The sequence below is a fragment of the Agromyces sp. NPDC055658 genome, from assembly GCF_053618155.1.
In genome coordinates, this window is record NZ_JBSHHD010000036.1 from 19,534 (window position 1) to 36,800 (window position 17,267).

The 17,267-nt window shown below is 72.2% G+C and carries 13 protein-coding genes; 8 read left to right on the top strand and 5 right to left on the bottom strand.

What is annotated here, in order from left to right; translation table 11 throughout:
- Positions 1-30: 30 nt before the first annotated feature.
- A complete protein-coding gene (locus ACWGPE_RS15530; protein WP_275506061.1) occupies positions 31-1,206 on the bottom strand; it encodes an ROK family protein in 1,176 nt (391 codons plus the stop codon).
- Positions 1,207-1,353: 147 nt separating this feature from the next.
- Between ACWGPE_RS15530 and ACWGPE_RS15535 the strand changes: the two genes are divergently transcribed.
- From ACWGPE_RS15535 to ACWGPE_RS15560, 6 genes are all read left to right on the top strand, one after another.
- Positions 1,354-2,646 (top strand): extracellular solute-binding protein, encoded by a 1,293-nt coding sequence (locus ACWGPE_RS15535; protein ID WP_275506060.1) that lies wholly within the window; start codon positions 1,354-1,356, stop codon positions 2,644-2,646.
- 13 nt (positions 2,647-2,659) lie between these two features.
- Positions 2,660-3,697 carry a carbohydrate ABC transporter permease gene (locus ACWGPE_RS15540; RefSeq protein WP_231428978.1) on the top strand — a complete coding sequence of 346 codons (1,038 nt, stop codon included), beginning with the start codon at positions 2,660-2,662 and terminating at the stop codon, positions 3,695-3,697.
- Positions 3,694-4,566, top strand: a complete 873-nt coding sequence (locus ACWGPE_RS15545) for a carbohydrate ABC transporter permease (protein WP_452049027.1) — start codon at positions 3,694-3,696, stop codon at positions 4,564-4,566. Before ACWGPE_RS15540 ends, ACWGPE_RS15545 begins: the two co-directional genes overlap by 4 nt.
- Before the next feature lie 92 nt (positions 4,567-4,658).
- On the top strand, positions 4,659-7,016 hold the full coding sequence (locus tag ACWGPE_RS15550; protein WP_452049028.1) for a beta-xylosidase/alpha-l-arabinosidase: 2,358 nt from the start codon (positions 4,659-4,661) through the stop codon (positions 7,014-7,016).
- Positions 7,013-8,707, top strand: a complete 1,695-nt coding sequence (locus tag ACWGPE_RS15555; protein WP_275506057.1) for a glycoside hydrolase family 43 protein — start codon at positions 7,013-7,015, stop codon at positions 8,705-8,707. Before ACWGPE_RS15550 ends, ACWGPE_RS15555 begins: the two co-directional genes overlap by 4 nt.
- Positions 8,700-9,401, top strand: coding sequence for a polysaccharide deacetylase family protein (locus ACWGPE_RS15560; RefSeq protein WP_275506056.1), 702 nt, complete (start codon positions 8,700-8,702; stop codon positions 9,399-9,401). Before ACWGPE_RS15555 ends, ACWGPE_RS15560 begins: the two co-directional genes overlap by 8 nt.
- Before the next feature lie 37 nt (positions 9,402-9,438).
- Here the strand turns inward: ACWGPE_RS15560 and ACWGPE_RS15565 are convergent, their stop codons facing one another.
- Positions 9,439-10,470 carry a LacI family DNA-binding transcriptional regulator gene (locus ACWGPE_RS15565; RefSeq protein ID WP_231428983.1) on the bottom strand — a complete coding sequence of 344 codons (1,032 nt, stop codon included), beginning with the start codon at positions 10,468-10,470 and terminating at the stop codon, positions 9,439-9,441.
- Positions 10,471-10,583: 113 nt separating this feature from the next.
- Between ACWGPE_RS15565 and xylA the strand changes: the two genes are divergently transcribed.
- Together xylA and ACWGPE_RS15575 are read left to right on the top strand one after the other, a co-directional pair.
- Positions 10,584-11,774: a xylose isomerase gene (xylA, locus tag ACWGPE_RS15570; protein WP_452049029.1), complete on the top strand. Its 1,191-nt coding sequence runs from the start codon at positions 10,584-10,586 to the stop codon at positions 11,772-11,774.
- 20 nt (positions 11,775-11,794) lie between these two features.
- Positions 11,795-13,111, top strand: a complete 1,317-nt coding sequence (locus ACWGPE_RS15575) for a xylulokinase (protein WP_452049030.1) — start codon at positions 11,795-11,797, stop codon at positions 13,109-13,111.
- A 16-nt stretch (positions 13,112-13,127) separates the two neighbouring features.
- Here ACWGPE_RS15575 and ACWGPE_RS15580 read toward each other — a convergent pair whose 3' ends face one another.
- Genes ACWGPE_RS15580 through araA form a run of 3 tightly spaced genes read right to left on the bottom strand, consistent with a single transcriptional unit; the run spans position 13,128 to position 17,110 of the window.
- Complete coding sequence (locus tag ACWGPE_RS15580; protein ID WP_376929877.1) at positions 13,128-14,546, bottom strand: GH1 family beta-glucosidase; 1,419 nt, start codon at positions 14,544-14,546, stop codon at positions 13,128-13,130.
- A gap of 46 nt (positions 14,547-14,592) precedes the next feature.
- Positions 14,593-15,585 (bottom strand): aldose 1-epimerase family protein, encoded by a 993-nt coding sequence (locus ACWGPE_RS15585; RefSeq protein ID WP_452049031.1) that lies wholly within the window; start codon positions 15,583-15,585, stop codon positions 14,593-14,595.
- Between the two features lies 1 nt (position 15,586).
- Positions 15,587-17,110, bottom strand: a complete 1,524-nt coding sequence (gene araA / locus ACWGPE_RS15590) for an L-arabinose isomerase (protein ID WP_452049032.1) — start codon at positions 17,108-17,110, stop codon at positions 15,587-15,589.
- Positions 17,111-17,267: the final 157 nt, after the last annotated feature.

A 17,267-nucleotide genomic window follows, 5' to 3' on the forward strand; every position in this document is an offset into this window, starting at 1 on the left:
CGAACGCGAACGGCGCCGGCGCCGCGCGGCTCAGGCGTCGAGCGCCGACTCGGGGTCCGCGAGCAGCGGCCCGAACGCCAGCTCGGCCGCCCCGATCGCGAGCCGATCCTCGCCGAGCGCGGCGACCCGCAGCTCGACACCCTCGGCAGCGGCGGGCATCGCCTGGGCCAGCACCGCGGCAGTGAGCGCATCGGCGTCGCTCTCGGCGATGGTCGCGAGGAACCCACCGAGGATCACCCGTGAGGGGTTCAGCACGTTCACCGCGTTCGCCAGGGCCGTCGCGAGGATACGCCGCTGCCTCACGAGCTCGGCCGCGACCTCTGGCGAGTCGCTTGCCTCGAGCGCGGCCCGCAACGTCGGCTCGTCGGCAGCGGCGAGCCCGACGACCGCGAGCAGTCGCGATCGCGCGACCTCGTCTTCGAGCACGCCGCCCTCGGCCCGGCGGTCCTCGTCCGCGGCGATGCCCGGGCGATTCTGCCCGAACTCGCCCGCGTATCCGCCGGCGCCGACGACGGCGACACCGCCGACGACGAGCCCGCCGCCGATGCCGCTCGCGCCGCCGTTGAGGTAGACGAGGTCATCGATGCCCCGGCCCGCGCCGAACAGGTGCTCGGCGCGGGCGCCGAGGCTCGCGTCGTTGCCGACGGCCGTGGGCAGCCCGGTCGCGGCCTCGACGAGTTCGCGCAGCGGAGCGTCGTTCCACTCGAGGTGCGGTGCCATGCGGACGAGCCCGTCGGCAGCGCGCACCAGGCCCGGCACCGCGAGGCCGACGCCCACGATGCGTGCCGAGCGCAGCGGCCCGTCGCGCCAGCGCGCGACGGTCGATGCGACGATCGCTGCGACCTCCTCGGGCGAGACGAGGTGATCGACCTCGTTGCGCTCTCGTACGGGGATCCGCCCGTCGAGTCCGACGGCCGAGATCGTGACGGCATCGACCTCGGGGTTCACCGCGATCGCGGTGACGCCGGGGTGGGCGGCGACGACGGGCGAGGGACGGCCGACGCGATTCGTCGGGTCGGGCGCCCGCTCCTCGACGAGCCCGGCCTCGGCGAGTTCGGCGGCGAGGGCCGCGATCGTCGAGCGGTTGAGGCCGGTCGCGGCGGTCAGCGCGGCGCGCGATCGAGGTCCCTCGAGGTGCACGAGCCCGAGGACTTTCGCGAGGTTTCGACGATGCACGCCGTCGAAGGTGCCGATGCGCTCTGCCACGCGACAACTCTAGGCGGGGCCGTCGACACGCCCGCTCGCAACGCACCGAATATGTTGCCCTTGACTCGAAATTGTCCGAGCCGTATATTCAAGGCGTCCAGATCACTTTCGACATTGGTGTCGAAACTTTCGAGAGGTTGTTCAAGGATGAACAGACGCAGCACGGCTCGTCTCATCGCCCTGGCGGCGGCGAGCGGCATCGCGATGGCCGCACTCAGCGGCTGTTCGGCGGGCGGCGGGGAGGAGAGCGGCGAGACCGCGATGACCTTCTGGCACAACTCCACCACCGGTGACGGCAAGGCGTACTGGGAGGCGACCGCAGCCGCCTTCGAGGAGGAGCACCCGGGCGTGACGATCGAGATCCAGGCGATCCAGAACGAGGACATGGACGGCAAGCTCCAGACCGCCCTCAACTCAGGCGACGCGCCCGACATCTTCATGGCGCGCGGCGGCGGCAAGCTCGCAGCCGTGGTCGAGGCCGGCCAGGCGCAGGACCTCAGCTCCGCGCTCTCCGACGAGACGAAGGCCGCCCTCGGCGAAGGCGCCCTCTCGGCGTTCTCGGTCGACGACAAGCTCTACGGGGTGCCGTCGTCGGTGCTGCCGGGCGGCATCTACTACAGCAAGGACCTCTTCGCCCAGGCCGGCATCACCGAGACGCCGACCACGTTCGACGAGCTCGGCGAAGCCGTCGACAAGCTGAAGGCCGCCGGCATCGACCCGATCGCGCTCGGCGCGAAGGACGCCTGGCCCGCCGCCCACTGGTACTACTTCTTCGCACTCCGCGAGTGCGGCCAGGACGTCATCACCGGCCTCACCGACGACCCCAGCTTCTCCGACGAGTGCTGGCTGCGCGCCGGTGAGGACCTCGAGGAGTTCGCCGGCATCGAGCCGTTCAACCCGGGCTTCCTGACGACGACCGCCCAGCAGGGCGCCGGCTCCTCCGCAGGGCTCGTCGCCAACCACAAGGCCGCGATGGAGCTCATGGGCGCCTGGGATCCTGGCGTGATCGCCTCGCTCACGCCCGACGAGAAGCCCTTGGCCGACCTCGGCTGGTTCCCGTTCCCCGAGGTCGAGGGCGGCGACGGCGAGGCCGGCGCGCTCATGGGCGGCGTCGACGGCTTCTCGTGCTACGTCGACGCACCGAAGGAATGCGGCGAATTCCTCGAGTTCGCTTCGCAGAAGGAGTACCAGGAGGGCTATGCGAACGCGTTCGTCACGCTGCCGGCCAACAAGGACGCCCAAGGGGTCGTGACCGACCCCGCCCTGCAGGAGGTGCTCGCCGCCGTCAACGAGGCCCCGTACGTCTCGGTCTGGCTCGACACGCTCCTCGGCCAGAACGTCGGCAACGCGCTGAACGTCGGCGTGGTCGACCTGCTCGCCGGCAAGGGCTCGCCCCAGGGCATCGTCGATGCGGTCGACGACGCCATCAAGAAGGGCTGAGGCCGAACGCATCATGAACGTTCGCACCAACTCCCCCGTTGCGGGACGAGTCGAGGCGGACGACGTCACGGCCGGAGGCGGTTCGCCGTCTCCGGCCGCCGGCCGGGTCGCTGCAACGTCGCCCCGCGACCGGCGTCGTCCCCGCCGCGACCCGCGCAAGGCCATCGAGATCGCCGTCCTCGTCGGCCCAGCACTGCTCGTCTTCCTCGCGTTCGTCATCTTCCCCGTGGTCATGGCCGGCTACTACGGCTTCTTCCGCTGGAAGGGCTTCGGCCCGCCCACCGACTTCGTCGGCCTCCAGAACTACGTCACGATCTTCCAGGACCCCACGTTCCACGAGGCCCTGTCGCACAACGCGATCATCGTCGTGATGTCGCTCGTGCTCCAGGGCCCCGCCGCCCTCCTGCTCGCGCTGCTCCTGAACCGCCCGATGCGCGGCCAGTCCGCGATCCGCGTGCTGATCTTCGCGCCGTACGTCATCGCCGAAGTGGTCGTCGGCACCGGATGGAGCCTCATGCTCCAGAGCCAGGGCGCGCTGAACGGGCTCCTCGAGAAGGTCGGGCTGGGGGCGTTCACCCAGGACTGGCTCGCCGACCCCGCGATCGCCATGGGGACCCTGCTCGTCATCCTCACGTGGAAGTACATCGGCTTCGCCGTCATCCTCTTCCTCGCCGGCCTGCAGGGCATCCCGCAGGAGCTCACGGAGGCCGCGCAGATCGACGGCGCCTCCTACTGGCAGATCCAGCGCCGCATCACGCTGCCGCTGCTCGGCCCGACCCTGCGCATCTGGGCGTTCCTCTCGATCATCGGCGCCCTGCAGCTCTTCGACCTCGTGTACATCATCTGGGGCCAGTACGTCGCGTCGACCGCGGGCACCTCGACGATGGCGACCTACATGGTCGCGAACGGCCGCAACGCCGGCAACTACGGCTACGGCAACGCCGTCGCAGTCGTGCTCTTCCTCATCTCGCTCGTCGTCGCCCTCGTCTACCAGCGATTCGTGCTCCGCCGCGACACGGCCGGAGCCCTCACCGAACGGACGGAACGATGACCGCGTCGTCAATCGCCCTGCCCCGACCGCCGAAGGCGCGGCAGACCAGCAGGCTTCCGTGGGGGAGCCCCACCATCTACGTCGTCGCCGTCGTCGTGATCGCCCTCATGCTCGCGCCGCTCGCGTACATCATCATCGGCGGCTTCCGCACGAACTCGCAGATCACGGCCGATCCGTCGGCGCTGCCTGCGCCCTGGGTGTTCACGAACTACGCCGACGTGCTGGCCAGCACCACCTTCTGGGGCCAGGTGCTCAATTCGGCCGTCGCGGCCGTGGTGACCACGGTCGGCGTCGTCGCGCTCGGGCTCATGGCGAGCTACGTGCTCGCCCGCTACCGGTTCAGGGCGCGCGGCGTGCTCTACGCGCTGTTCGCGGCGGGACTCATGTTCCCGATGACGGTCGCCATCACGCCGCTCTACATCATGGTGCGCAACCTCGGCCTCATGAACTCGCTCGGCGGCATCATCCTGCCGCAGATCGCCTTCGCCCTGCCGACGACGATCATCATCCTCGTGCCGTTCCTCAGGGCCATCCCCGACGAGATCGAGGAGGCCGCCGCGATCGACGGCTGTTCGCGGCTCGGCTTCTTCTGGCGGATGGTCGTGCCGCTCGCGCTGCCCGGCGTCATCACGGTGGGCATCCTCGCATTCATCGCGAGCTGGAACGGCTACATCCTCCCGCTCTTCATCCTGAACAACGAGGCCGCGTTCACCCTCCCGCTCGGGGTGCAGGCCTTCGCGTCGCAGTACTCGGTCGACACGGCGAAGGTGCTCGCCTTCACCTCGCTGTCGATGATCCCCGCCCTCGTCTTCTTCAGCGTGTTCGAGCGCCGCATCGTCGGCGGCCTCACGGGAGCGGTGAAGGGATGACCGAGCCGACGATCACGGATACCGCGACCGACGGAACCACTCGCAGCACGACCGCCATGACCACCACGGACCCCACGATGACGGAAGCCACGATGACGGAAGCCACGACCCAACCCGCCGCGACGACCGACCCGCCGTGGCGCGATCGGTCGCTTCCGGCCGCCGCGCGAGCCGGTGCCCTCATCGCCGAACTCACCCTCGAGGAGAAGATCGCCCAGCTCTACGGCATCTGGATCGGCGCGGCCGAAGACGGCGCCGACGTCGCCCCGCACCAGCACGAGATGAGCGGCGTCGTCGACCTCGACGTCCTGCTGCCCAAGGGGCTCGGCCAGATCACCCGCGCCTTCGGCACCGCGCCGATCGACGCGGCCGTCGGCGCGCAGTCGCTCGCACGACTGCAGGAGCGAATCGTCGACTCGAGCCGGTTCGGCATCCCGGCCCTCGTGCACGAGGAATGCCTGGCCGGCTTCGCCGCCTACGGCGCGACCGCGTATCCGGTGCCCCTCTCGTGGGGCGCGACGTTCGACCCCGGCCTCATCGAGCGGATGTCGCGTCGAATCGGCGAGGACATGCGATCGGTGGGCGTGCATCAGGGACTGGCGCCCGTGCTCGACGTCGTCCGCGACGCCCGCTGGGGCCGGGTCGAGGAGACCATCGGCGAGGATCCGTACCTGGTGGGCCGGGTCGCCACCGCGTACGTGGTCGGGCTCGAAGGCTCCGGGATCGTCGCGACGCTCAAGCACTTCGTCGGGTACTCGGCGTCGCGCGCCGGCCGCAACCTCGCGCCCGTCTCGGTCGGTCGCCGAGAACTCGCCGACGTCCTGCTGCCGCCCTTCGAGATGGTCGTGCGCGAGGCCCGGCCGCGCTCGGTGATGAACGCGTACACCGATCTCGACGGCGTGCCCACCGCCGCCGACCACGAGCTGCTCACGGGGTTGCTGCGCGACACCTGGGGCTTCGAGGGGACCGTCGTCGCCGACTACTTCTCGGTGGCCTTCCTCCAGACACTGCACGGCACATCCGGCGACCTGGGCGATGCGGCCGTGGCCGCGCTCGAGGCGGGCATCGACGTCGAGCTGCCGACGGTCCAAGCCTTCGGCGATCCCCTCAGGGCCGCCGTCGCCGACGGCCGCATCGACGAGGCGGTCATCGACCGGGCCCTCCTCCGCGTGCTCGAGCAGAAGGTCGGGCTCGGGCTGCTCGACGACCCGGCCGCGCCCCCGGCCGCCGCTGCGGCGAAGGGCTCCGTCGACCTCGATTCCCCCGAGAACCGCGAACTCGCGCGCCGCATCGCGGAGCAGGCGATCGTGCTGCTCCGCAACGACGGCACGCTGCCGCTCGCCGCCCCGGCCAGGATCGCCGTCATCGGGCCGACCGCCGACGACCCGCTCGCGGTGCTGGGGTGCTACGGATTCCCGACCCATGTCGGCGTGCACCACCCCGAGAGCGGGATGGGCATCGAGCTTCCGACCCTCGTCGAGGCGCTGCGCGAGGAGTTCCCCGGGGCCGAGATCGCCCTGGCGTCGGGAACCTCGATCGACGGCGGCGAGACCGACGGCATCGCGGCGGCCGTCGACCTCGCGGCATCCGCCGACGTCGTCGTGCTCGCGCTGGGCGACCGAGCGGGTCTCTTCGGCCGGGGCACCAGCGGCGAGGGCTGCGATGCGGAGACCCTCGACCTGCCGGGCGCGCAGGGCGCCCTGCTCGAGGCGGTGCTCGACACCGGCACGCCGACCGTGCTCACGCTCCTCGCCGGCCGTCCCTACGTGCTCGGTTCCGCCCCCGAGCGCGCAGGGGGGATCCTGCAGGCGTTCTTCCCGGGAGAGGAGGGCACGCGCGCCCTCGCCGCGATCCTCTCGGGGCGGGTGAACCCGAGCGGGCGACTCCCGGTCAGCGTGCCGGCCAGCCCCGGCGCCCAGCCGTCGACGTACCTGGCTTCGACGCTCGCGCGTCGCAGCGAGGTCTCGAACATCGACCCGACAGCCAGATACCCCTTCGGCCACGGTCTCGGCTACACCTCGTTCGCCTGGAGCGACCTCGTGGTCGAGGCGGCCGAGGCGACGACCGACGGCAGATTCCGGCTGTCGCTCACGGTCGAGAACACGGGGCACCGGGCTGGGGCCGAGATCGTGCAGCTGTACCTGCACGACCCGGTGGCCTCCGTCGTGCGACCGCTGCAACGGCTCATCGGTTTCGAGCGGATCGAGCTCGAGCCCGGGGCATCCGTGCGGTTGGGGGTCGAGGCGCCGGCCGATCTCGCGTCGTTCACCGGACGCGACGGTCTCCGCATCGTCGAGCCCGGAGCGCTCGTGCTCGGGTTCGGCCGTTCGAGCGCCGACCTGTCGCTCACGGCGGCCGTCGAGCTCACCGGCCCGGTGCGCGTGGTCGACCACACCCGCGAGCTGCACCCCGTCTGGAACGCCGAGCGGATCGGCACCGAGGCACCGTGACCGCAGCACGCAACCCCGTGCTGCCGGGGTTCCATCCCGATCCGAGCATCTGCCGCGTGGGCGACGAGTTCTACGTGGTGACCTCGACGTTCGAGTACTTCCCCGGGCTGCCGGTGCACCGCTCTCGCGACCTCGTGGAATGGGAGCTCGTGGGTCACGCGGTGCACCGCGAGGAGCAGCTCGACCTGTCGAGGGTGGCGGCGTCGGGCGGCCTGTTCGCCCCGACGATCCGCCACCACGACGGCCGCTTCTTCGTGGCCTGCACGCTCATCGGCGACGAGGGAGCACAGGACAGCTTCGTGGTGACCGCGACGGACCCGGCGGGCCCGTGGTCGGACCCGGCATGGATCGAGGATGCCCACGGCATCGACCCGTCGCTCCTCTTCGACGACGACGGCCGAGCGTGGTGGTGCGGCACCCGGCTCGCCGATCCCGGCGACTGGCCCGAGCAGACCGAGGTCTGGGTGCGCGAGCTGGATGTCGCCGCGATGAGGCTCGTGGGCGAGGAGCACGTCGTCTGGCACGGCGCCGTCGAGGGCGCCGTCTGGGCGGAGGGCCCGCATCTGCACCGGCTCGACGACGGGGTGCTGCTCCTCGCGAGCGAGGGCGGCACCGAACACCACCACGCCGTCAGCGCGGCCCGCGGCACCGCACCGACCGGCCCGTTCACGGGGTCGAAGGCGAACCCGCTGCTCACCCACCGCCACCTCGGCGGTGACGTCGACGTGGCGAACGTCGGGCACGCCGACCTCGTCGACGACGGCCGCGGCGGATGGTGGGCCACGGTGCTCGCGACCCGGCGGCTCGCCGGGACCGGGATGACGCGCGCCGACGCCCTGCAGGGTCGTGAGACGTGGCTCGTGCCCGTCGCCTTCGAGGACGGCTGGCCCGTGTTCGCACCGGGCGAGGGCCGCCTCCGCCACGAGGTGGAGGTGCCCTGGGCCGACGCGACCGCTCCCGGCCCGTCGAAGCTCGTCGACGAGTTCGACGGGCCCGCGCTGCATCGCGAGCTGCTCACGATCCGCACGGCACCCGGCATGCGCCGGGCACGGCTCGGCGAGCGCCCGGGCCACCTGCGGCTCGAGGCCGTCTCCGGCGGTCTCGCCGAACCGGTCCCCCACGCCTTCGTCGGCTTCAGGCTCGAGCAGCCGGTCGCGCGCCTCTCGACCGAGCTCGAGATCCCGGATACCGCGTCGGCCGGCCTGGTCGCCGGGCTCGCGCTCCGGCTCACCGACCGCCGTCACGTGCGCTTCGCGGTCCGTGTCATGAACCCGGGTCCGCGTACCGAGGTGCCCGGCTCGGGATCGGCCCGGGTGCTCGAGCTCGTGCTCCACGTCGACGGCGACGACCGGCTGCTCGCGAGCGTCGAGGCGCCGCCCGGACGGCTCGGGCTCGTGTTCGACCTCGACGGGTTCGGGGCGGTCGCCCGCCTCGAGCGCGGCGACCGCGCCGACGACGACGCGGCCTCCGCCCCGGTCGGCGTCGTCGACCTCTCGCCGCTGAGCCCGAGCGAGGGCGGTGGCTTCGTCGGGGTCGTCGGCGGCGTCTTCGTCGTCCGCGAGCCCGTCCCGGCGGGGCCCGCCGGCTCCGGCTCGGCCGACGGCCCGATCCCCGGGTCCTCGCCCTGGGCCGACTTCGGCCGGCTCCGGCTGGACCATGCGGCGGAGCGGGGGGAACGAGCCGATGTCTGAAGCGGATGCCGTTCCCGGGGGCGCGATCGACCCGGTCGTCGCACCCGTGCACCTCGCGGACGGCACGGGCGACGTCGCCGCACTCACGTTCGACGACGGCCCGGACCCCCGGACCACCCCTGCCCTGCTGGACTTCCTCGCCGAGCACGACCTGCAGGCCGTGTTCTGCGTCATCGGCGAGATGATCACCGCCCCGGGGGGCGCGGCGATCCTGCGACGGATCGTCGCGGAGGGGCACGTGCTCTGCAACCACGCCACGAGCTACGCCGACATGGGCTCGTGGCCGGCGGGCCGGGTGCGGGCCGACCTGGTGGAGAACCTCGCGATCATCCGCGACGCACTCGGCGACCCGATCGCGCCGGTGCCGTACTGGCGGGCACCGAACGGCAGCTGGGGCATCACGCGACAGGTCGCCGTCGAGCTCGGCATGCAGCCGCTCGCCGTCGTCAACACGATCGGCGACTGGGAGACGCAGGATGTCGCGACGCTCACGTCGAACCTGCGTGCGGCGATGAAGCCCGGGGAGATCGTGCTCGGGCACGACGGCGGCACCGGCGACCGTGGCGACCGGGCAGGCACCCTCGCAGCCGTGAAGACCGTCGTGGCCGAACGCCTCGCCGCCGGCTGGACCTTCGTCCTCCCGAAGGGCACGCCGGCCGTCGGCGCGCCCTTCGCATCCGGCGACGGCGGCTGAGCCCGCCCCGGTGCCGCCGAGCAACAGGCGGCCGACGTCAGCCCGCCGGCGGCGCCGTGCTCTCGCGCACGACGAGGTTCGTCGCGAGGTCCATGCGAGGGGTCGTCGTGGGCTGATCGCCGCTCAGGCGGATCGCGAGCCGCGCGGCCTCCTCGCCCATGCGTCGGAGCGGCTGGTGCACGGTCGTGAGCGGTGGGCTCACCCACGGCGCGAGGGTGATGTCGTCGTAGCCGACGATCGAGAGGTCGCGGGGCACCGACAAGCCGGCGTCGCGGGCCGCATCGATGGCGCCGAGGGCCTGCAGGTCGCTGCCGGCGAAGATCGCGGTCGGCCGGCGGTCGGCGGGCAGGGCGAGCAACTCCCGCGCACGATCTCGGCCCCCGCCCACCTCGAAGTTGCCGTAGCCGACCCAGGCGGGGTCGATCGCGAGGCCGGCGGAGTTCATCGCGCTGCGGTAGCCGTCGAGCCTGGCGAGCGAGCACATCATGTCCTCCGGCCCGGTGACGGCGGCGATGCGCCGGTGCCCGAGCTCGATCAGGTGACGCGTCGCGGCGAGGCCGCCCGACCAGTTCGCCGAGCCGACGCTCGGCACGTCGGGCGACGGATCGCCGGCGGGGTCGACGATGACGTAGGAGATGGCCCGTGCCCGCAGCCGTTCGCGGTATTCGGGCGAGAGCTCGGAGAAGACGAGCACGACGCCGACCGGGCGTCGCCGGATGACGCCCTCGATCCAGTCGGGAGCCGGTGCATGGCGATCACCGCTCACGGTCAGCACGACACTCAGGCCGTGCTCCTTCGCGACAGCCTCCACGCCGCCGATGAGTTCCATCGACCAGATCGGGTCGAGGCCGTGGAAGACGAGCTCGAGCAGTTCGGGGCGGGATTCGGAGCGTGCTGGGCCGCGGCGCACGTACCCGCGTTCGCGCAGCACCTGCTCGACGCGTTCTCGCGTCGCGTCCGAGACATCGGTGCGACCGTTCAGCACCTTCGAGATCGTCGAGAGGCTCGTGCCGGTCTCGTCGGCGATCTCGGCGAGGGTGACGCGCTCGCTTGCGGCATCCGTCTTCATCTTTCGAAGCCTAATCACGAAAGTTGCGGCGCGAAAGTCTTGCGCGCGCTGTTCCTGCGGTTTATGTTGTATCTGCCAACAAATCATCGATGACGCTGAAAGGCGGACCCTCCATGGCCAGCGCGCCCACCCGCGACGACAAGTTCTCATTCGGTCTCTGGACGGTCGGGTACAACGGCACCGACCCGTTCGGGGGCCCCACCCGCGAGCCCCTCGATGTCGTGCACGCCGTCGAGAAGCTCGCCGAGCTGGGCGCCTACGGACTCACGTTCCACGACGACGACCTCTTCGCGTTCGGGTCGAGCGACGCCGAGCGCCAGACGCAGATCGACCGGCTCAAGGGCGCACTCGCCGACACCGGTCTCATCGTTCCGATGGTGACGACCAACCTCTTCTCGGCCCCCGTCTTCAAGGACGGCGGCTTCACCGCCAACGACCGCGACGTGCGTCGCTACGCGCTCCGCAAGGTGTTCCGCCAGCTCGACCTCGGCGCCGAGCTCGGCGCCAGGACGTTCGTCATGTGGGGCGGCCGCGAGGGCGCCGAGTACGATTCGGCGAAGGACATCCGCCAGGCGCTCGAGCGCTACCGCGAGGCCGTCGACCTGCTCGGCGACTACGTCGTCGACCAGGGCTACGACATCCGCTTCGCGATCGAACCCAAGCCGAACGAACCCCGCGGCGACATCCTGCTGCCGACACTCGGCCACGCGATCGCCTTCATCGATTCACTCGCGCGTCCCGAGCTCGTGGGCCTCAACCCCGAGGTGGGCCACGAGCAGATGGCCGGCCTCAACTTCGCCGCCGGCATCGCCCAGGCCCTGTACCACGGCAAGCTCTTCCACATCGACCTCAACGGCCAGCGCGGCATCAAGTACGACCAGGACCTCGTGTTCGGCCACGGCGACCTGCACAACGCGTTCGCGCTCGTCGACCTGCTCGAGAACGGCGGCCCCGGCGGCGTCCCCGCCTACGAGGGTCCGCGCCACTTCGACTACAAGCCGAGCCGCACCGAAGACGAGAAGGGCGTGTGGGAGTCGGCCGCGGCGAACATGCGCACGTATCTCCTGCTGAAGGAGCGCGCCGCGGCATTCCGCGCCGACCCCGAGGTGCAGGAGGCGCTCGCGGCCGCGCGGGTCGACGAGCTGTCGGTGCCGACCCTGAACCCGGGCGAGAGCTACGCCGACTTCCTCGCCGACCGGTCGGCGTACGAGGACTTCGACGCGAACGTCTACCTGGGCGGCAAGGGCGGCGGTTTCGTGCGTCTGCAGCAACTCGCCACCGAGCACCTGCTCGGCGCGCGCTAGAGCTCGCGAGGCGAACGGTCATGCCACTCGTCCTCGGGGTCGACTCGTCGACCCAGTCGTGCAAGGTCGTCGTCGTCGACGCCGACACGGGCAGCGTCGTGCGCTCGGGTCGTGCCGCCCACCCCGACGGCACCTCCGTCGACCCCGAGGCCTGGTGGCTCGCGATGCAGGCCGCGATCGTCGAGGCCGGCGGCCTCGACGATGTCGCGGCCTGGTCGATCGGCGGGCAGCAGCACGGCCTCGTCGCCCTCGATGCGTCCGGCGAGGTCGTGCGCGACGCCCTGCTCTGGAACGACGTGCGCTCGGCCGGGGCCGCCGAGGACCTGATCGCCGAGTTCGGCGCCGCCCGCCTCGCGACGCGGTCCGGCCTCGTGCCGGTCGCCTCGTTCACGATCACGAAGCTGCGCTGGCTGCGCGATCACGAGCCGGCGAACGCGTCTCGGGTCGCCGCGGTCGCGCTGCCGCACGACTGGCTGACGTGGCGGCTGCGCGGCTTCGGTCCGGCTCGGACCTCGCCACGCGGCCCGGTGCTCGACGAGCTCGTCACCGACCGTTCGGATGCCTCGGGCACCGGCTACTGGAACCCCGCGACCGGCGCGTACGACCGCGAGCTGCTCATCGCGGCGCTCGGCCACGACGTGGTGCTCCCACGGGTGCTCGGGCCGTTCGGGTCGACGACCGATGCGTCGGGCCGCCGGGTCGGTGCCGGTGCCGGTGACAACGCCGGCGCAGCCCTCGGCCTCGGCGCAGAGCCCGGTGTTGCGATCGTCTCCATCGGCACGTCGGGCACGGTGTCCGCGATCAGCCGCGAGCCGATCTTCGATGCCTCGGGCACGGTGGCGGGCTTCGCCGACGCGACCGGCAACTTCCTGCCCCTCGTCGCGACCCTGAATGCGGCGCGCGTGCTCGACGTGACCGCGTCGCTGCTCGGCGTCTCGCACGAGGAGTTCGGGGGGCTCGCCCTCGAAGCGACGCCCGGCTCGGGCGGTCTCACCATGCTGCCGTACTTCGAGGGCGAGCGCACTCCGAACCTGCCCGACGCGACCGCGTCGCTCACCGGCATGACCCTCGCCTCGACGACTCGTCCGAACCTCGCGAGAGCCGCCGTCGAGGGCATGCTGGGCGGGCTCGGCGCCGGCCTCGATGCCCTGCGCGCCCTCGGCATCCCGCTCGAACGGGCCCTGCTCATCGGCGGCGGCGCGCAGTCGGAGGCCGTGCGGCGGATCGCTCCGGCCGTCCTCGGCCTTCCGGTCGAGGTGCCCGCTCCCGGCGAGTACGTCGCCCTCGGTGCCGCGCGCCAAGCCGTGCTCGCGCTCGAGGCTGCGGCCGTCGCGTAGTGGCACTCCCCCGACGTCAGCGCGACGCGAGCAGCCCCGCCAGCCAGCGACCGCTGTCCTTCACGATGCGCTGCTGCGTGTCGTAGTCGACGCGCACGATGCCGAACCGCTTCGAGTATCCGTAGCCCCATTCGAAGTTGTCGAGCAGCGACCAGACGAGGTACCCGCGCAGGTCGACCCCGCGATCCATGGCGCGCCGTGCCGCCGCGAAGTGCCGTTGCAGGTAGTCGACGCGCTCGGCGTCGTGCACGCGCGGCCCGTCTGGCCCGTCGGACACGACGTCGGCGAACGCCGCCCCGTTCTCGGTGATCATGAGCGGCAGCCCCGGGAACCGCTCGCCGAGCGACACCAGCAGGTCTTCGAGACCGTCGGGCGCGATGTTCCACCCCATGTCGGTGTACGGGCCGGCCTGGGGCAGGAACGCGACGTGCTCGCTGCCGGGCCACGGCGTGCCGCCGACGTCCTTGTGCCCGTCGTTGCGGCTGCGCTCACCCTCGCCGTCCCACATCGCGACGGTGACGGTCGAGTAGTAGTTGACGCCGAGCACGTCGAGCGGCTGGTGCACGAGCGCGAGGTCGCCGTCGCGCACGAACGACCAGTCGGTGACCCCGGCGGTGTCGGCGACGAGGTCGTCGTCGTACCGGCCGAGCAGCATCGGGCTCGTGAAGGCGCGGTTGGCGAGGGCGTCGATGCGACGGGTCGCCTCGGCGTCGCCGCCCCGGATCACGTGGAAGTTCAGGGTCACCGACACGTCGGGGTCGTTCGAGGCGCGACGCCGGATCTCGGGCACGGCGAGCCCGTGCGCGAGGTTCAGGTGGTGTACCGCGGCGAGCGCGGCGGCCCCGTCGGTGCGACCCGGCGCGTGGGCGCCCGACCCGTAGCCGAGGTAGGCCGAGCACCATGGCTCGTTGAGCGTGGTCCACGTGTGCACCCGGTCGCCGAGCGCCTCGACGGCGTGCCCCGCGTAGTCGGCGAAGCGCAGCGCGGTGTCGCGGTTCACCCAGCCTCCGGCGTCTTCGAGCTCCTGCGGCAGGTCCCAGTGGTAGAGCGTCGCGATGGGTCGGATGCCCCGGGCGAGCAGCCCGTCGACGAGGCGCGAGTAGAAGTCGACGCCGGCCGGGTTCGGCCGGTCGCCGGCGCCGGGCAGCAGGCGCGACCACGAGATCGAGAACCGGTACGCCTCGAGCCCGAGCGATGCCATGAGGTCGAGGTCGGCGTCGAGCCGGTGGTAGTGGTCGCATGCGACGTCGCCGGTGTCGCCGTTCCAGGTGCGGCCGGGGGTGCGGCTGAACGTGTCCCAGATCGACGGCGTGCGGCCGTCCTCGTCGGCGGCGCCCTCGATCTGGTACGACGCGGTCGCAGAACCGATCACGAACCCGCGCGGGAACTCGAGACGTCCGTGGTCACGGGGCGCTGCACTGGTCACGGCGCTCATCCTCGCACCTCTCGGAGCCGGCGACGATGCCGGCCGTCACGTTCCGTCAGCCGAGCGCGGCGATGCGCCACCCGGCGACGTGGGCGGCGCCGGGCTCGAGCACGACGAGGTCGACGCCCGAGTTGAAGGCGTCGGGCGGGCAGGTCATCGGCTCGACCGCGAGGCCGATGCGGTGCGTCGCGTCGGCACCGGGCGTGTCGGCGGTGTGCACCTGCACCCACGGGCAGTCGGCGCCCCACGCCATCTCGACGCCGGTGCCGCCCGGTGCCATGAGCACGACCCGGTACGGGGATGCCTCGGCGCCGGCGCCGATCGCCGCGTCGATCGCGCCACCCGGCGATGCCGCGAGCCCCGTGAACGCGTGGTCGATGAACGTCGGCCCGATGGCCCGCGGAGCACGGAAGTCGAAGCCCTGCACCTCGGCGGGCTCGACCGCGAGCGGGCTGAGGCGGTCGGGCGTCACCGTCAGCACCTCGGCGGCGGGCAGCTCGAGCGTCCAGTCGTCGACCCGTCCCGGTCCCGCGACGAGGTACGGGTGCGGGCCGGTGCCCCACGGCGCCGCGTCGGGCCCGAGGTTGCGGCCGGTGACGGTCTGGCCGAGGCCCGCCGCATCGACCCGGTACTCGACCTCCACCTCGACGCGGAACGGGTATCCCGCCTGCGGCTCGATGACCGCGGCGAGCACGACCCGATCGTGCTCGACGACGCGCGGCGCGAAGTCGAGCCAGGCGGCGAGTCCGTGCAGGGCCTGCCCGCGGGCGGGCTCGGTCAGCGGCAGCTGGAGCTCGTCGCCGGCGAACGCGTACCGCCCGTCGACGATGCGGTTCGGCCAGGGTGCGAGCGTCGCTCCCCGGTAGCCGGGCCGCACCTCGTCGGCGTCGAACGGCACGACGAGGTCGCGGCCGTCGAAGCGCAGCGTGCGCAGGCTCGCGCCGACGCTCGCGATCTCTGCGGCGTACCCGTGCGCGGCGATCCCGAACTGCCGCCCCGATCGGGGCACCGTCGTGGCCGCGAGCGCCGGCCGCGAGGCATCCGTCATCTCAGAGCCCCTGCGCCAGGCGGTAGTACGCCTGGTTCCAGCGCACCTGGTGGGCGAACCCCTCCCGCGTGGTCTGCTCGTCGATCACGAGCAGCTCGAGCTCGGCCATCTCGGCGAAGTCGCGGAAGGCCTCGATGCCGACCGCGTTCGACATGACGGTATGGTGCGCGGCGCCCGCGACGAGCCAGGCGCCGGCGCTCGTCGCGAAGTCGGGCGCGGGCTTCCACACGGCCCGGCCGACGGGGAGCTTCGGCAGCGCCTCGCGCGGGGCGACGTTCTCGACGACGTTGGCCGTGAGCCGGAAGCGGTCGCGCAGGTCGGTGAGGGCGACGACGACGGCGGGACCGGGGTCGGCGGTGAAGACGAGTCGCACGGGGTCGTCCTTGCCGCCGATGCCGAGCGGGTGCACCTCGAGCGTGGGCCGCGCGGTCGTGAGCGACGGCGAGACCTCGAGCATGTGCGCGCCGAGGATGAGTTCATCACCCGGCGTGAGGTCGTAGGTGTAGTCCTCCATGAGGCTCGCACCGCCCTGGAGACCTGCGCCCATGACGTTCGCGATGCGCACGAGCACTGCGGTCTTCCAGTCGCCCTCGGCGCCGAAGCCGTAGCCCTCGGCCATGAGGCGCTGCACCGCGAGGCCGGGAAGCTGCTTCAGCTCGCCGAGGTCCTCGAAGCTCGTCGTGAAGGCGCCGAAGCCGCCCTCCTCGAGGAACGAGCGCAGGCCCAGCTCGATGGCCGCTCCGTCGCGCAGCGACGCGTGGCGGTCACCGCCGCGGCGCAGTTCGGGCGCGACGTCGTAGAGCTCCTCGTACTCGGCGACGAGCGCGTCGACGTCGGCCTCGGTCGCCGCGGCGACCGCCGCGGCGAGCTCGTTGACGCCCCACGTGTTGACCTGCACGCCGAGCCGCAGCTCGGCCTCGGTCTTGTCGCCCTCGGTGACGGCGACGTAGCGCATGTTGTCGCCGAACCGGGCGAGCTTCAGGTCGCGGCTCGCGGCGAGGCCGGCGGCGGCGCGCTGCCACGTGCCCAGCTCGCGCTGCACGGCCGGGTCGGAGGCGTGCCCGACGATCGTCTTGCGCGGCACGCCGAGCCTCGTCTGGATGTACCCGAACTCGCGGTCGCCGTGCGCCGCCTGGTTGAGGTTCATGAAGTCGAAGTCGATGTCGGCCCACGGCAGTTCGACGTTCGCCTGCGTGTGCAGGTGGGCGAGCGGCTTGCGCAGGGCGTCGAGGCCGGCGATCCACATCTTGGCGGGGCTGAACGTGTGCATCCAGGCCACGAGCCCGATCACGCGATCGTCGGCGTTCGCCTCGAGCGCGGTGCGCTTGATCGCGGCCGAGTCGGTGAGCACGGGCTTCCAGACGACCCGCACCGGCACGTCGGACGCCTCGTCGAGCTGCGCGGCGATCGCGCGGGACTGCTCGGCGACCTGCGCGAGCGTCTCGGGCCCGTAGAGGTGCTGGCTGCCGGTGAGGAACCACACCTCGTAGCCGTCGAGCGAGGTGGAGAGCTTGGTGCGGGTCATGTCGTTCCTTCTGGCCTGGTCTGCCGGGGTCTGGTCCGCGGCGGGGCCCGGCCCGCCCCCCCCCGGCAGAGGTGGCGCGCCCCCGCCCCCCACCCCCCCACGTCAGTTTCGGCGCCCCGGCGTCGGGGGGCGGGGGGGGCCGGGGGGCGCGCGCCCC

What these genes read in the sequence shown, in the direction of transcription:
- ACWGPE_RS15535 (WP_275506060.1), top strand. Translation starts at nt 1,354, where the DNA reads ATGAACAGACGCAGCACGGCTCGTCTCATCGCCCTGGCGGCGGCGAGC.
- ACWGPE_RS15540 (WP_231428978.1), top strand. Translation starts at nt 2,660, where the DNA reads ATGAACGTTCGCACCAACTCCCCCGTTGCGGGACGAGTCGAGGCGGAC.
- ACWGPE_RS15545 (WP_452049027.1), top strand. Translation starts at nt 3,694, where the DNA reads ATGACCGCGTCGTCAATCGCCCTGCCCCGACCGCCGAAGGCGCGGCAG.
- ACWGPE_RS15550 (WP_452049028.1), top strand. Translation starts at nt 4,659, where the DNA reads ATGACGGAAGCCACGACCCAACCCGCCGCGACGACCGACCCGCCGTGG.
- ACWGPE_RS15560 (WP_275506056.1), top strand. Translation starts at nt 8,700, where the DNA reads ATGTCTGAAGCGGATGCCGTTCCCGGGGGCGCGATCGACCCGGTCGTC.
- ACWGPE_RS15565 (WP_231428983.1), bottom strand. Translation starts at nt 10,470, where the DNA reads ATGAAGACGGATGCCGCAAGCGAGCGCGTCACCCTCGCCGAGATCGCC.
- xylA (WP_452049029.1), top strand. Translation starts at nt 10,584, where the DNA reads ATGGCCAGCGCGCCCACCCGCGACGACAAGTTCTCATTCGGTCTCTGG.
- ACWGPE_RS15575 (WP_452049030.1), top strand. Translation starts at nt 11,795, where the DNA reads ATGCCACTCGTCCTCGGGGTCGACTCGTCGACCCAGTCGTGCAAGGTC.
- ACWGPE_RS15580 (WP_376929877.1), bottom strand. Translation starts at nt 14,546, where the DNA reads ATGAGCGCCGTGACCAGTGCAGCGCCCCGTGACCACGGACGTCTCGAG.
- ACWGPE_RS15585 (WP_452049031.1), bottom strand. Translation starts at nt 15,585, where the DNA reads ATGACGGATGCCTCGCGGCCGGCGCTCGCGGCCACGACGGTGCCCCGA.
- araA (WP_452049032.1), bottom strand. Translation starts at nt 17,110, where the DNA reads ATGACCCGCACCAAGCTCTCCACCTCGCTCGACGGCTACGAGGTGTGG.